Source organism: Enterococcus sp. DIV1315a, from assembly GCF_051712325.1.
GTDB classification, from domain to species: Bacteria; Bacillota; Bacilli; order Lactobacillales; family Enterococcaceae; genus Enterococcus; species Enterococcus faecalis.
In genome coordinates, this window is record NZ_JBIOOS010000001.1 from 993,069 (window position 1) to 1,008,930 (window position 15,862).

General features: G+C 36.7%; 14 protein-coding genes. All 14 read left to right on the forward strand.

Annotation, left to right across the window (positions count from 1 at the left end; translation table 11 throughout):
* Positions 1-51: 51 nt before the first annotated feature.
* The 14 genes from IGJ03_RS04840 to IGJ03_RS04905 all read left to right on the forward strand — a co-directional run bounded on the left by IGJ03_RS04840 (position 52) and on the right by IGJ03_RS04905 (position 15,860).
* Entirely contained in the window at positions 52-942 is an 891-nt protein-coding gene (locus IGJ03_RS04840; RefSeq protein ID WP_002382193.1) for a helix-turn-helix domain-containing protein, read from the forward strand.
* Positions 943-1,164: 222 nt separating this feature from the next.
* Positions 1,165-2,100 (forward strand): FAD:protein FMN transferase, encoded by a 936-nt coding sequence (locus tag IGJ03_RS04845; RefSeq protein ID WP_010824556.1) that lies wholly within the window; start codon positions 1,165-1,167, stop codon positions 2,098-2,100.
* Between the two features lie 26 nt (positions 2,101-2,126).
* Positions 2,127-2,735 (forward strand): NADPH-dependent FMN reductase, encoded by a 609-nt coding sequence (locus IGJ03_RS04850; RefSeq protein WP_104866618.1) that lies wholly within the window; start codon positions 2,127-2,129, stop codon positions 2,733-2,735.
* 18 nt (positions 2,736-2,753) lie between these two features.
* A complete protein-coding gene (locus IGJ03_RS04855) occupies positions 2,754-4,010 on the forward strand; it encodes an NADPH-dependent oxidoreductase (RefSeq protein WP_159110099.1) in 1,257 nt (418 codons plus the stop codon).
* Positions 4,011-4,421: 411 nt separating this feature from the next.
* Positions 4,422-5,912, forward strand: a complete 1,491-nt coding sequence (locus IGJ03_RS04860; protein WP_010825173.1) for a helix-turn-helix domain-containing protein — start codon at positions 4,422-4,424, stop codon at positions 5,910-5,912.
* The gene (locus IGJ03_RS04865; RefSeq protein ID WP_016614976.1) at positions 5,863-6,537 is read left to right on the forward strand and encodes an AP endonuclease; all 675 of its coding nucleotides are present in this window, start codon (positions 5,863-5,865) and stop codon (positions 6,535-6,537) included. Before IGJ03_RS04860 ends, IGJ03_RS04865 begins: the two co-directional genes overlap by 50 nt.
* Before the next feature lie 257 nt (positions 6,538-6,794).
* Positions 6,795-7,685: a metallophosphoesterase gene (locus IGJ03_RS04870; protein WP_438711084.1), complete on the forward strand. Its 891-nt coding sequence runs from the start codon at positions 6,795-6,797 to the stop codon at positions 7,683-7,685.
* Positions 7,686-7,976: 291 nt separating this feature from the next.
* Entirely contained in the window at positions 7,977-8,888 is a 912-nt protein-coding gene (locus tag IGJ03_RS04875; protein ID WP_002382199.1) for an ABC transporter permease, read from the forward strand.
* 14 nt (positions 8,889-8,902) lie between these two features.
* Entirely contained in the window at positions 8,903-9,784 is an 882-nt protein-coding gene (locus IGJ03_RS04880) for a carbohydrate ABC transporter permease (protein WP_002357901.1), read from the forward strand.
* Positions 9,785-9,801: 17 nt separating this feature from the next.
* On the forward strand, positions 9,802-11,400 hold the full coding sequence (locus IGJ03_RS04885; RefSeq protein WP_002357899.1) for an ABC transporter substrate-binding protein: 1,599 nt from the start codon (positions 9,802-9,804) through the stop codon (positions 11,398-11,400).
* Positions 11,401-11,456: 56 nt separating this feature from the next.
* Positions 11,457-12,050 (forward strand): hypothetical protein, encoded by a 594-nt coding sequence (locus tag IGJ03_RS04890; protein ID WP_375804691.1) that lies wholly within the window; start codon positions 11,457-11,459, stop codon positions 12,048-12,050.
* A complete protein-coding gene (locus IGJ03_RS04895; RefSeq protein ID WP_033598838.1) occupies positions 12,043-12,960 on the forward strand; it encodes an acetylxylan esterase in 918 nt (305 codons plus the stop codon). The genes IGJ03_RS04890 and IGJ03_RS04895 overlap by 8 nt, the downstream gene beginning before the upstream one ends.
* On the forward strand, positions 12,941-13,705 hold the full coding sequence (locus IGJ03_RS04900) for an endonuclease/exonuclease/phosphatase family protein (RefSeq protein ID WP_010822724.1): 765 nt from the start codon (positions 12,941-12,943) through the stop codon (positions 13,703-13,705). The genes IGJ03_RS04895 and IGJ03_RS04900 overlap by 20 nt, the downstream gene beginning before the upstream one ends.
* A gap of 4 nt (positions 13,706-13,709) precedes the next feature.
* Positions 13,710-15,860, forward strand: a complete 2,151-nt coding sequence (locus tag IGJ03_RS04905; protein ID WP_375804692.1) for a glycoside hydrolase family 3 N-terminal domain-containing protein — start codon at positions 13,710-13,712, stop codon at positions 15,858-15,860.
* Positions 15,861-15,862 lie beyond the last annotated feature (2 nt).

Consider the following 15,862-nt stretch of genomic DNA (forward strand, 5'->3'; position numbering starts at 1 on the left):
TTTTTCTATATATATTTTTAAGGTAAGTTGTATTATAGTAAGTTTGAGAAGATGAGAATGAGAGGAAAAGCAATGAATATACAACGGTTTATAGAAAAACGCAAAGCACGTGGTTTGTCGCAAAGTGAATTGGCTAAAGGGATTTGTACGCAAGTTACGGTTAGTCGCTTTGAAAAGAATGGTCAAGTCCCAACTTTAAAAATATTGATCCAACTATGTAATCGTTTAGAGCTACCTTTGGGGGAACTCTTCCCGCGCGTAGGGATTAAACAACCTGAAATTCTTGAAAAAATGGAAGAAGCAGAATTCTTCTTGATTACCAGCGAACATGACCAATTGCAAACAATTTTAAAAAATATTCCTTTTGATGAAATCAAAGATTCCCAACTGTTATTAGAATATTATTATTTACAAGGCTTTGTCATGATTTTTCAAAATGCTTCGTTGATGGATTGCTTATTTACCTTTGAAAAACTTCTGTTTGAAGAGCAAAAATACACGAGCGATATTTACCGTTTGTTAGCTTTTACTGGAATTGGCATGGCCTATGCCAAAGAAGGCGAAATTGAGAAAGCCGAATTTTATTTCAATAAGGTCTTCAAGGAAATTTATCTTTATACTATTCAATCAATGGAAGATACTTGGCGAGTATTAAATGTTGTCTTTCACTGTGGTGTTTTTTATGCAGAAAAAGGCGATTTAGAAACAAGTGATGCTTTGTTAGAGTATGCGATTTCCATCTGTTCTGATAATCACGTCACGTATTACTTGGCAAGAGCAGCTTTCCAGCTTGCGAAAAATGCCTTAGCTGAAGAAAAGCCGCAAGAGCAAATTTTAGAACTACTACAAGATGCCCGCGCGTATGCAAAAATCAATAAAAACCGCATCTTGTTGGAAGCAATTCAAACATTGAAAGAAACAATTTTATCTAAGAATAATTAGTTTATATAGAAAATTATATATATTTATTTTCAAAATATAATAAAAAAAGCGTTTTTTTAAAAGAGTTCAAGACGCGTTACGACCTTAAATGAAAATTTTAAGGTCGTTATTTTATATAAAAAAATATATAAACGACTTGACTGGCATCAAATAAAGGCGTATGATTCATTTGTGAATAAATGTGAAATAAAACACAATCTTTCGTGGAGAGGAAGTCTTGAGGTGCAACAAAGTCAAACTATTTATTTGATGGGCACAGTAATAGATGTATTTGTAGACCATGAAGAACCTGAAAAAATTCTAGAAGAAGTGCATCAACGATTGATCACTTATGAACAACGTTTTAGTGCAAATGATTCAACTTCGGAACTGATGGCTGTCAATCAACAAGCTGGGCAAAAACCAGTCAGCGTTCATCCAGAGTTGTATCAATTAATTGCATTAGGGAAAAAACATAGTTGTGATCCAGCTAGTCATTTGAATGTTACCATTGGCCCGTTAGTTCAAACGTGGCGAATCGGTTTTAAAGATGCCCGTGTCCCGTCAGACGAGGAAATTAAAGCCTGTTTGAAAAAAATTAATCCAGAAAAGATTCACTTAAATCCCTTAAAACAAACGGTTTTTTTGGAAGAAGAAGGAATGAAATTAGATCTGGGGGCTTTAGCAAAAGGCTATATCGCTGATTTACTAATTGCCTATTTGAAAGAAGTCCATGTTACGTCTGCTTTGATTAATCTGGGCGGCAATATTGTGACATTGGGGCCCTCTACGCATCAAAACAAAAAATGGCGAATTGGTATTCGCAATCCGCAAAAATCCAGAGAAACAATCAGCTTACTTGTCGAAGTGGCTAATCAATCGGTTGTGACGTCGGGCATTTATGAAAGAAGTTTAACCGAAGCTGGGCGAGTCTATCACCATTTGTTGGATCCGACAACCGGATACCCATTGGAAACTGAAATGGCCAGCATCACAATTATCTCGGATGCTTCAGTGGATGGTGAGATTTGGACAACGCGTTTATTTGGTTATCCAATTCCAGAAGCGCTTGAAATCCTCAATCAACTAGATGGGATTGAAGGAGTCATCATTACACAAGACCAGCAAATTTTATATAGCAGCGGGTTAGCAGATACTCTTCACATTATCCATTCATAGAACCGAAAAAGAAAGGACAGCTCATTATGAAAAAAATTATCGGCTTAGTAGGAACGAACTCAGAGCAATCAACCAATCGTCAACTTTTGCAATTTATGCAACACTATTTTGCGCAGGAGGCTGACATTGAACTAGTTGAAATTGTTGACTTTCCTATGTTTAACAAGCCAGAAGACAAAGTTTTGCCAGAAATAGTTAAAACGGTTGCTGAAAAAATTGAAGCAGCAGATGGCGTCATTATCAGTACGCCTGAATATGACCATGCGGTGCCGGCTTCTTTGATGAATTCTCTAAGTTGGTTATCTTACGGGATTTTTCCGTTTGTTGATAAACCAGTTATGATTACTGGTGCATCCTATGGCACGTTAGGTTCCTCTAGAGCACAAGCGCATCTACGTCAAATTTTAGATGCTCCTGAATTGAAAGCACGAATTATGCCAAGCTCTGAATTTCTATTAGCGCATTCCTTACAAGCTTTTGATGAAAACAATGCGTTAAAAGATTCAGAACAAATAGATAAACTAGCTGGTTTGTTTGCAGATTTTTGTGTATTTATTGAAATTACAGAACAGCTGAAACATGCGCATGCGCAAAATAAAAAAGAAGCAGAAAATTTCTCATGGGAAACGATTTAACGAAATGGAGTGAATAAAATGAAATTAATTGGGATCGTCGGATCAAACGCTGATTCTTCTTATAATCGGTTACTACTGCAATATATTGGCAAAGAGTTTTATAAAATGTTCGACTTGGAAATTTTAGAAATTAAAGATATTCCAATGTTTAATCAAAGTAAGGATCAAACGAACAGTGTCTTGATTCAGAATATGAATCGCAAAATTTTACAAGCAGACGGCGTAATTATTGCGACGCCCGAACATAACCATACCATTCCTGCCGGTTTGAAAAGTGTGTTAGAATGGTTATCTTTCAAAATTCATCCGCTGGAAAATAAACCAGTAATGATTGTTGGTTGCTCTTATTATGATCAAGGAACCTCACGTGCGCAATTACATCTCCGTCAAATTCTTGATGCACCTGGTGTCAATGCAATCGTGATGCCTGGAAACGAGTTTTTATTAGGAAAAGCTAAAGAAGCATTTGATGAAAACGGCAACTTAATTGCGGAGGGAACACGTCAATTTTTAGAAAGCACATTACAAAAATTCGTGGAATTCATTGATGTGATTTCAAAATTAGAAGGGGCTAATCCAAAAGACTTACCTGAGGATTTACATGCAAAAGGAACCATTGAAACAACGATCGAAGGGGTTGATATGGCAGCAGATGATTGGGTAGAACAAGCAGCAGAAGCGGTTCAGGCTGTGGAAGGCGACACATACGTAAAATTAGATCGAGGCATTTTAACCGTAGATCAGCTAAATTATTTCTTAAAATCAATGCCAATGGAATTGACTTACGCAGACAGTAATAATCAATTTTTATATTACAATAAAAAAATGGCTGCTGAAGAAATGTTTGCTAAACGGCAACCAGGACAGGTTGGTAATCCATTAGCGAATTGCCATCCGCCAAAAGCATTGAAAAATGTAGAATGGGTGATTCAACAATTACGGTCAGGAAAAACAGATGCTATTCGCGTTCATGTTCCAATGCACGGGCCAGATACCTATGTAGTGCATAATTATCAAGCGATGTATGATGATAATGGAAATTACGCGGGAATTAATGAGTATATTTTAGACTTTAAACCAATTGTTGATTGGTATTTAAAACAAACTGGGCAAGAATTAGTCGGTGGAAACAACGTCGATGCAGTCAGTGGTGCCTCCAAAAAAGAAGCGCCAGAAACGGCAGATAGTGTCTCAAGTGCATCAGTCCATGAAGAAGAGTCAGCGACCGAAAAGCCAACAGTTGACAGCGTTTCTAGCGCTTCAATTAAAGAGTAAAATAACAGCAAAAAATAGCGGCAACAAGTAGTCATACTGTATTCAGATTAGCAATGCCAAATGAGGACTTTTATTGACAGAAGCTGATACTTAAAAGAGTAAGAACTTTATAGGAAGATAGTATAGAAGACGAACCAAAAGTTTCAATCATTTTTGACGAATAGGCTAGAAAAGAAACAGAAAATTAGTCAAACAAATCAGCTTTTCTTTAAATTTAAAGTAAAAAAATAACAAAAAAAGCCTCCTTGGTGACGCAAGGGGGCTTTTTTTGGTTAAAATAATACTTTTCTATGAAGATTCCTAAATATTGAAAGAATCATTTTTAAATTTGTGGAAAAAATAAGCAAGATTGACACTCACGTCTTGTTAAAAAAATAGATACTTAAGGCGTGATAGTTTGGAGTTGAAAATGTGACTACTTTGTTAGATGAATTATTAGACCAAGAATTCCGAGATAAATTACTTATTTATCAAACTTTTATGAATAGTGAAGGTCCATTATTAAAAGAAGAATTTTATGGATATTTTGATTTATCCACTCAAAAGTTAGAATCGTTGTGCCGTCAAATAAATTATGAATGTACACAGATTTCTTCAAGGAGTCAAATTCTTTTTCCAGCTAAAGGACTGATTAGTGCGCAAAAATTATCGCAAATTGATTATCAAGCCTTAAGAAAATATTATTTTGATCAATCACTAATGGCCAAGTTACTTCTTGATGTGGGCCTCTATCAAAAGCATACGATTCAAGAATTTTCTCAAATTCATTTTATGAGCAAAAGCAAAATTTATGCCTTCTCGTATAAACTAAATCTGATTTTAGCTAATTGGCGTATTAAATTAAAGTCAACAGGCTTGGTTGGAGAAGAGAAAAATATCCGAAGTTTTTGTTTTCAATGTTTGTATTATTTTTATGGAAGTAATCAAGAAAGGCTGCCTAACATTTTGCTGGAAAATAGTCCTGGCATTAAGCGATTTATAAACGATTTACAACTGATGTATCAAAGAACGTTTAGTCTTAATCAAAGCGCACAACTATTTATTCTTTTAACGATCCAACGTTTTCGTGTATTTTCTGATCATGTAGTGGACTCTTTTACGGAAGTTCATGTGCCTAGCTGTTTACAGCATGCGTTTGAAAAAATCTATACAAGCGAAACACCTCTTTTTAAAGAGGATTTTGGCAAAGAGACTTCATATATTTTTCTTTTTTTAAGTTTAAATGAATACATTGATAGTCCGATTGTTTTTCCAGATAAGTTAACCATGTTAGACGAATTTATTAATCATATGAATAGTGTTATTCCTTTCTTTGAAAAGCGAATTACGGTGGAAACAAAAGAAAAATTAAAGTTGATTTGTTATCGCTGGGACCGCCTATACTTTTCAGTGGCTGCATTTATTCCCGCCAAGCAGAGCAGTTTCTTTGAAGAGCGGTTTCCTCAAATTCATCGCGCCTTAGATGGTTTTATACAAAAGACAGAGTCGCTGCATCAAAAACGATTTTTAATGTATGAACGCGTGCATCTATATTATGATTTTATGTTTTGTTTGTTAAATGATCGGTCTTTTTGCGCAATTGAAAAAACGATTCATGTATTTGTTGATTTTTCTGGTGGGGAGGATTATAACCGCTTTATTGCAAAAATTATTGCTTCTTTCAATTATATGGATGTCATGATTGATCACAAATTAACCTTAGAAACCGATTTGTATTTGTCCGATTTTTATAGTTCGAAAGTACGGTGTCGTCAATTGACATGGCGTCATTTGCCGGAAACAAAAGATTGGCAAGTATTTGCTGAGGTGGTCAGAGAACTAAGAAAGGGAGAGACTCAGAAAAATGAGCACTATGAGAGAAACCCAATCGAGATGTGGCGAGAACAAGAATACGAAGGATAGTCAATTGAGACAAGCAGGTAACTATAAAGACTTAACTGGTCAAAAGTTTGGTGAGTTGACAGTAGTAGCACCAACGGCAAAAAGAAAAGAAGGGCTGATTGTTTGGGCCTGTCGCTGTTCTTGTGGGAGCTATGCAGAAGCTTCAAGAAGACAACTAATTCGTGGGTATCGAACGAAATGTGCTCACCATCGCTATCAAACAATGTTGAAAAAAAACTATCATGAATTAGTCGTGGTACGGATTGAAAGTATTCAACAGACAATGAAAGCGTATTGTCTGTGTTCGTGCGGACAATCTTGCTGGGTTCGCTGTGAAAATTTGTTGAATGGCCATACCAAAAGTTGCGGTCATCGTAAAAAGAAGGATTTCCGACAAAGAGTTGCTGGCGTAATTCCAGGGAAGTTACAAAGTAAACGCCCCAAAAATAATAGCAGTGGACACAAAGGAGTGAGCCAGACCGCTTCTGGGAAATGGCTGGCTTATATCTCTTTGAAAGGCAAGCGCCATAACTTAGGTATCTTTACGAAAAAAAGTGAAGCAATTTTAGCAAGAAAATTAGCAGAACGTCGTCTATTTCAACCAATTTTACAACAAGAAATAGTGACTACAAATAAGGAAGTTTAGCGACAGAGAGGATGCGAAAGATGTTAGCAGGCTTATTTTCAGTAACTGGAATGATTTTATTGGGGATTTTATTTTGCTTAATTGGTTATCAAACGTTTCGAAAACATCATCATTAAGAGAAGAATGTTCTAGCTAGATAATTTCATCGACAGATGAAATTATCTAGCTTTTTTTATAAAAAAGCTAAGAAAAGGATAAGAGATTGTGGAAATTCTTTAGGTTGTTTAACAAAGCCTTAATTTCCTTTGTTTTAGATTGTGGTTAAGAAGATTTTTCTCTATACTAAGTCTTCGGAAATCAAAGAAAAGAAAGGAGCGAGTGATGTGGTTAAAAAAATTGGTTTAAGTATAATGCTCTTATTTTTTTTCTTAATTATCGCACTCCCAATCTATGCGTGGAAGATTGAGCCGAATTTAGTTCACGTTAATCAGGTGACTTTGGGAAAGAAAAATCAACGAGAACCATTGAATGTTGTGCAACTTTCGGATATACAAGTTTCAGAATTTTATGAGACGAAGCGGTTAGATAAAGTCATAAAAAAAGTCAATCGTGAAAAACCAGATATTATCGTTTTTACAGGTGATTTATTTGACAATCATGCCAAAAATCCGCAACAAAAAGAACCGATGATTGAAAAGTTAAAACAGTTACAAGCGACAATTGGAAAATATGCAGTTTGGGGAAATCATGATTATGGTGGCGGTGCTTCTGCGGTGTATGATGAAGTCATGGAGGCCAGTGGCTTTACCGTTATGAAAAACCAAGGAGAAACAGTAACCTTAGCAGATGGACGCCGTCTTTTTATTGGTGGTTTAGATGACTCGTTATTAGGAAATCCTTCCGTTTCAGAAACATTATCCTATCGAGAAACGTATGACTATGCGTTATTAATGACCCATGAACCAGATGTCGCGGATGCATTTATTGGTACGGGTACACAGTTAGTTTTAGCAGGACATAGCCATGGCGGACAAATTTGGATTCCTTTTTATCCAATCACAAATGTTTTAGCTGAAAAGTATACCAGAGGATTGTATCAGTTGGACCAAGAAACGCAACTATATGTTAATACAGGCTTAGGGACGACCGCCATTCATGCCCGTTTTGGGGTGATCCCTGAAATTACACATTTTACTATCTATATTTAAAAAGTCTGGTCAATCCGACCAGACTTTTTTCTGTTATTTAACAGAATTATTTTTAAGAAAAAGATGTTCATATTTTGGTGAAACGTTTCTATAAAATGCTTTAAAATATCTAGAAAAGAGTATTTTTATGGAAAAAGAAGCAGGGGAAATAATTTCTTTATAAATGGTCTATAGCGCTTTTTAATGCTGTTATTTTTAAATAAAACCATAATGTAAGGGTTTACAACCGTTTGAAGTGAATGTATAATCTGTTTGTAGAAACGTTTCACTAAAAAGAAAGGAACCCTGCTTATGAAAAAACTAAAAAAGTTTTATGATCAGCGGCAATTGCATTGGATGGTACTTCCGGGTGTAGCATTCATGATTGTCTTTAACTACATTCCAATTTATGGAATTATCATTGCTTTTAAAAATTATACGATTGTTGACACGGTTTCTTCTGCACCATGGGTTGGACTTGAAAATTTTCGAATCATTATGGAAGATAGTTTTTTTTGGGAAGCAGTTCGTAATACCTTAGCGATTAGTTTAATGAAACTTTTTTTAGGATTCGCTATTCCGATTATCTTAGCGGTAATGATTTTTGAAATGAGAGATGGCCATTTAAAAAAAGTGATTCAGACAATTTCTTATATTCCGCACTTTTTTTCTTGGATCGTTTTAGGCGGGATGTTGATTTCGTGGCTTTCAACAAATGGCTTTATCAACCAAGTCATGATGTCGTTAGGCTTAATGAATCAGGGCGTCAATCATTTGTTAGATCCTGATAAGTATTGGTGGATTGCTGTTCTTTCTGATTTGTGGAAAGAAGTAGGTTGGGGCACGATTCTCTATCTTGCTGGCATGTCTCGCATTGATCCAACGTTTTATGAAGCCGCGAGAATTGATGGTGCTTCAAAATTAACACAAATCCGAACGATTACTTTGCCCTTATTAGCGCCGATTATTTCGTTGAACTTAATTTTAAATGTTAGCGGTTTATTGGGATCGAACTTAGATCAAACGTTGGTTTTAATGAATGCTCAAAACCAAAACAAATCAGAAGTAATTAATTCATTTGTTTATCGTATGGGGCTAACGCAAGGGGACTTTTCTTATGCGACGGCAGTTGGTTTAGGGATTTCCGTTATTTCAATTGTTTTATTAGTCATTACAGATCGCATTACTAGAAAAATGAACAATGGTCGGTCGGTTATTTTATAAAGGAGGCAACAGCTGTGATTAAAAGAAAATCAAAAGAAAACAAATGGTTTTACTTTTTCAATACGTTAATTCTTGTGTTGTTTTCTTTATTAATTATCGTGCCAATTTGGAATATTTTAGTTTCCTCAGTTTCGTCAAGTTCGGGTTTAGCTGGTAAAGGCTTGGTTTTATGGCCGAAAGGATTTACGTTAGAAAATTATCGGAAAGTTTTTTCGGATAGTAGCATTCCGCGAGCGTTTTTGATTTCTGTTTTAAAAACAGTCATCGGTGCGTCGACGCATACGCTGTTCTGTGCAATTGTCGCTTATGGACTTAGTAAATCTAGACTAGTCGGGCGTAATATTTATACAACGATGGGTGTCATTACAATGTACTTTGGTGGGGGCATGATTCCCACGTATCTTTTGATTAAGTCATTAGGACTCTTAGATACCTTCTGGGTATATATCATTCCAGCTTTATTTAGCTATTATGATGTAGTTATCTTAATGAACTTTTTCCGAGAAATTCCACCATCTTTAGAAGAATCCGCCAAAATAGACGGCGCCAGTGAGTTTCAAATTTTTTATAAAATCTTTTTACCTTTAACAAAACCGGCATTAGCCACCATTATTTTATTTAATGGGGTTGGTCAATGGAATGACTTTATGACCACGAAATTATATATTACCAAAGAATATCTGTATCCATTGCAGATGAAAATTTATGAAATTATTGTTCAATCAAACTTGAGTACCATGACAGAGAGCGGCAGTACAGATATGGTGGTGCAGGCAACGACACGTGGTGTTCAGCTGGCAACAATTGTCATTACAACGATACCAATTTTAATCATTTATCCATTACTACAAAAACACTTTATCGGCGGTATGATGGCCGGTGCAGTAAAAGAATAAAGAAAGTAGGGAACAATATGAAAAAAGTTTTAGGCGGTTTATTGGTGGCAACGGCGGTCGTTAGTTTAGCGGCCTGTAGCGGTGGGGAAAAGAAAGCTAGCTCAGATGTCTCAATTAAGGATCGGTATGAATTAGATGAAAAGACGCCTGCTTGGAAGTTAGATAAGAAGAAAGAACCGACCAAAATTAAATGGTATATTAACTCAGATTGGACGGCGCTACCTTTTGGAAAAGACGTGACCACTGCGCAGATTAAAAAAGATTTAAATGTGGATATTGAATTTATTTCCGGCGATGATTCAAAATTAAATGCCATGATTTCAAGTGGAGATATGCCTGATATCGTGACATTAACTGAAAAAACTGGACAAGCAGCATTGAAAGCAGATTCTTGGGCCTATTCTTTAAACGATTTAGCTAAAAAATATGACCCCTATTTAATGAAAGTTGTTAACCAAGATACGTTTAAATGGTATGCCTTAGAGGATGGAAAAACATATGGTTACCCTAATTACTCTAATACAAAAGCAGATTATGAAAGTGGAAATATCCCAGTAAATGATAATTTTGTTATTCGTGAAGATGTCTATAATGCATTAGGCAAGCCAGACGTTTCAACACCAGAAAATTTTGAAAAAGTCATGCAACAGATTAAAGAAAAATATCCTGAGATGACCCCAATGGGCTTTACCACAGTGGGCGATGGTGCAGGACCATTTTTAGACAAATTACAAGACTTCTTAGGTGTTCCTTTAGAGGATAAAAATGGTAAATACTATGATCGAAATTTAGATAAAGAATACTTAGAATGGTTAAAAACATTTAATGATGTTTACCGAGCAGGCAATATTAGTGATGATAGCTTCACAGATGATGGAGCGACGTTTGATGAAAAAGTGAAACAAGGAAATTATGCAACCATGCTCGTTGCTGGAACCAGTGGTCAAGGTGGGAACTTCACAGAATTTATGAAAAAATCTGGCACACGTTATATAGCCATTGATGGACCAAGTAGCACTTCTGGCCGAAAACCAACATTAAATCAAACCGGCATTTCAGGTTGGTTAAGTAATTACATTACGAAAGATGCGAAAGATCCAGCGAAAGTCACTCAACTGTTCACATATTTAATTGATGAACCGGGACAAATTTTAACAAAATATGGTGTTGAAGGAGTTACTTATGCGTACAATGATCAAGGAAAAATTGATTATTTACCAGAAGTGAAAAAATTAGAACAAACAGACAATGATGCCTACAACAAAAAATATGGCATTAGTCGTTTCCTATACTTTAACAATGACCGTGTTAATAAACTAAAAGTGCCAATGGAAAGTGCTTTAACGCAAATGCAAGAATGGGGCAAAGGAAAATTAGTCCCACATTTCGTAATTGAAAATATTAATCCAGATGCAGGAACGCCGGAAGCTCGTGCGAATGAAGCGATTGAAACCAAACTAAATACAACCGTTATTTCAATGATTCGTGCGAAAGATGATAAAGCCTTTGACAAATCTTTAGAAGACTACAAAGCATTCTTAAAATCAAATAAATGGGATGCAATTGAAAAAATAAAATCTGAGAAAATGGCGGAAAACAGAGACAAACTTAAGTAAGAGAGGAGGAGAGAAAAGCGGATAAAGCAACGAGAAATCCGCTTTTCTCTTTTAATATGAATAAGCTATTTGCATATGAAGGTTGGTATTATCGGATTTTTTCTTTTATTGCCAACCTGATCATTATTAATTTTCTCTTTTTAATTACCTGTATAACAGGCATCTTTAGCGGTGTCGGCTTAATTGCGTTGTATCGAACGATTTATCGTTTGTATCGTGAAAAAGATATTCCTGTTTTAAGAACGTTTTGGACAGCGTTAAAAAATAATATCATGCGAGGTTTTATTTTAACAGGTGTCTTGTTCGTTGCTTTTATACTGGGCGGTATTGTCGTAACAAGTTTATTTAAAATAGCCACTAGTTTAGGTTTCTTAGCTATTTTTCTATTAAGTTTTGTTGCATTATTTTTGACGAGTTTTCTTTTTCTCTTTTCCGTTTTTAATTGGTCCGTTAAAAAGACACTAGGTGAGACGGTTTATGTGGTCTTAAGTAATAGTGCAAATGCGATTATTTTGTTTATTTTACCTCTTTTAACGTTTGTTTTTTTCTATAAGCTTAATTTGTTTTTATATATTGCGTTAGGATTCGGGACAACGGCTTTTCTTCAAGTTGCGTTTTTTCAGAAAGTGTTAGGTGTGGAACATGAATGAGTATTTTGAGTTTTGGCAAAAGACCAAGGAAGAACTTCAAAAAATACCGCTAGATATCCATCGGCGGGTCATTGACTATCCATTGGAAAATGTTCAAGTGGAACAGGTCGACTTTTTAAGTTTCCTAGGTGAGCGCATCTTTGGCTATTTGTTACTTCCTAAAATGGCGGGGAAACAGCCAATAGTGATTGATTGTTTAGGCTATATGAATCATATTCAAGAACCTTGGCAATTTGCTCATTGGACACAAATTGGTTGTGCTTGTTTTGTCATTGATAATCGAGGTCAAGGGGGATTAACCAAAGATCGTGTGCCATATCAAACAATTTGGCATGAAGCACCAATGGGACGAGGATTTCTAGACAAAGAAGATTGGTACCAACGCCGCTTGTTTGCCGACCATTTACGTAGCGTAGAAGTGGTGCGGACCTTTACTGAAATTAATCAGGACCAAATCATTCTTCGTGGTGGTTCCCAAGGGGGTGGCGTAGTGTTAATGGTGAACAGTTTAGTTGACTTCCCGATTTTAGCTACTTTTGCAGATGTTCCAAGTCATTCTTGTTTAGAAAATCGAGTAGCAGAAGGAACGGGTTCGTATCAAATTATTCATCAGTACTTACAAGAGCATCCTCAAGCGCATGAAAAAATTGCCGCGGTTCTTCCTTATTTTGATAGTCGTCACTTTGTTTCGCAAATTAAAAATCCAGTCTTTGCTTCTGTTGGGAGTCACGATCCGATATGTCCAATGAAAGATTTTTTCCCTTCTTATCATCAGATAAAGGCAAGAAAAGCAGTCAGAGTGTATTGGAAAAAAGGCCATGGTGGCGGTGAAACAACCCAGATCCGTCGTGAAATGCGTCAAATTCAACAACTATTGCAGGAGGTTAAAAATGAAAATAGCTACGTATAATGTCCGGGTAGATACAGAGTATGACCAAGATTGGCAATGGTCTTTTCGTAAAGAGGCTGTTTGTCAGTTAATCAATTTTCATGATTGGAGCCTTTGTTGTATTCAAGAAGTACGACCGAATCAAGTCAGGGATTTAAAGGCGTATACAACATTCACCTGTCTTTCTGCGGAAAGAGAAGGGGATGGTCAAGGAGAAGGACTAGCGATTCTCTATAACGAACAAAAAGTTCAGGCTATTGATACAGGGTATTTTTGGTTATCTGAAACACCTCAGCAGCCAAGTATCCATCCTGAAGCTGGCTGTCCAAGAATTGCTTTGTGGGGACTATTTAAGGAAACGACTCAAAATACGCCTTTTTTAGTCATCAATGTTCATTTGGATCATATTTCAGCTCATGCTCGTTTAGCAGGAATGACCGTTATCTTAGAGGAGTTACATGACAAAATTGCACAGTATCCAACTTTATTAATGGGCGATTTTAATGCAGAGTCGGAGGAAGCAGTTCATCAACTTGTTCAAAAAAAATTTCAAGATAGCAAAAATTTAGCTACTCATTATGGCCCAAGAGGAACATTTCAAAATTTTACTTACACAAAACCTTGGGCGGAATTAGAAGAAATTGATTATATTTATGTAAAAGGTTGGCAAGTACAGCAAACCGCAAGTTTAACAGATAGTATCGATGGACGTTTTCCCTCCGACCATTTTCCTTTAGAAGCAGAAGTATGTATTGAAGAAAGGTGAGAGTATGAAAGAAAATCAACTGATTCAATTAGTCGAAGAAATGACAATTGATGAGAAAATTAATCAATTATTACAATTAGCAGCAGCGTTTTATTCAGATAAAGCAGAAGAAAAGACCGGCCCTATGTCAGAGCTAGGACTAAGTCAAGAAAAGATTGATACGGCGGGGACAACACTGGGTGTTTCCGGTGCAAATGAAGCAAAACGTGTTCAAAAAGAATATATGCAAAATCATCGATTAAATATTCCAACACTTTTAATGGCGGATATTATTCATGGTTTCAGAACCATCTTTCCGATTCCTTTGGCTTTAGGAAGCACTTGGGATGAAGCAGCGGTTGAAAAAATGGCGGAGATTTCAGCAAAAGAAGCTGCTGTTTCAGGATTACATGTAACCTTTTCACCAATGGTTGATTTAGTGCGCGATCCACGTTGGGGACGTGTCATGGAGTCAACAGGTGAAGATCCATTACTCAACAGTCGCTTAGCTGCTGCAATGGTTAGAGGTTACCAAGGAGAAAATTTAAAAGAAGACAATTGGCGAGTAGCCGCGTGCGTGAAGCACTTTGCGGCATATGGTGGTGCCTTAGCTGGTCGGGATTATAATACGGTAGATATGTCTGAACGGCAGCTAAGAGAAATGTATTTACCTGGCTATAAAGCTGGATTAGATGCGGGTGCAAAACTTGTCATGACGTCCTTTAATACAGTGGATGGGGTTCCTGCTACAGGCAACCAATGGCTGTTTAGAGACGTATTACGAAATGAATTTGGCTTTGAAGGAGTTGTGATTTCAGACTGGGGAGCGATTAAAGAATTAATTCCTCATGGCGTTGCCAAAGATGAAAAACAGGCAGCAGAATTGGCTATCAAAGCTGGTGTAGATATTGAAATGATGACCACGTGTTATCCAGATTATTTAAAAGAATTACTTGAAGAAGGCCGGATTGCTGAAACACTTATTGATGAAGCAGTTATGCGAATTTTAAAACTAAAAAATGAGCTAGGCTTATTTGAAAATCCCTATCGTGGTGCGGATGAACAAGCGGAAGCAGAAGTGATTTTAAGCAAAGAACATCGAGAAATAGCTAAAAAGATTGCTCAAAAATCAATGGTTCTTTTAAAAAATGAAAATATTTTGCCTTTTACACCGCAAGAAAAAATCGCGCTTGTCGGTCCAGGGGCCCAATCACAAGATATTTTAGGGGCTTGGTCATGGCAAGGAAAGAAAGAAGAAGCCATTTCCCTCGTGGCTGGGGCCCAAAAATTAACCACAAATCTTCTAGTTGCCCAAGAACCCTTTGATTACTTTGAACCGACCGCGGCGGCCATTGAAGAGGCTTTAACATTAGCTAGTCAAGCAGATAAAGTAGTAGTGGCACTAGGCGAAACAGATTGGATGAGTGGGGAAGCTGCCAGTCGCAGTGATATTCGTCTACCCGAAAAACAATTAGCAGTAGTGGCACAAATTATTGAGAAAAATCCCAATGTTGTTGTCACGGTCTACAGTGGCCGGCCCTTAGATTTACAAGGGATAGATGTTGCAAAAGGAATTGTGCAAGCTTGGCAACCTGGAACAGAAGGGGGCAATGCGCTAGCAGAAATTTTGTGGGGAGAGTACAATCCAAGTGGTCGTTTAAGTATGTCGTTTCCAGAAACGGTTGGTCAAGTGCCAATTTTTTACAATGTCGACAATACTGGGCGTCCTTATGAGTCAGCACCAGAAGAAAAATATGTTTCTAAATATTTAGACGTCTCTAATTACGCTAAATATCCCTTTGGATTTGGCTTAAGTTATAGTCAGTTCTCTTATCAACCAATACAACTAAGTGCATTAACATTTACCAAAGAAGAACCAGTCACTGTCTCTGTTTTAGTAAAAAATGACAGTCCAATCGCTGGAGAGGAAACCGTGCAATTTTATGTACGTGATTTGGTGGGACAAGTGGTTCGCCCAATTAAAGAGTTAAAAGATTTCCAAAAAGTTTGGCTGGAACCAAAGGAAGAAAAAGAAGTTCAGTTTCTTCTTTCAGAGGATATGGTGCGCTATGTTCATTCAGACAATCAGGTAACCAGTGATGCAGGTGAATTTATCGTAATGATTGGTGGAAATAGTCGCGATGTACAAACCGCAACAGTCACGTTAAATGAATAAGA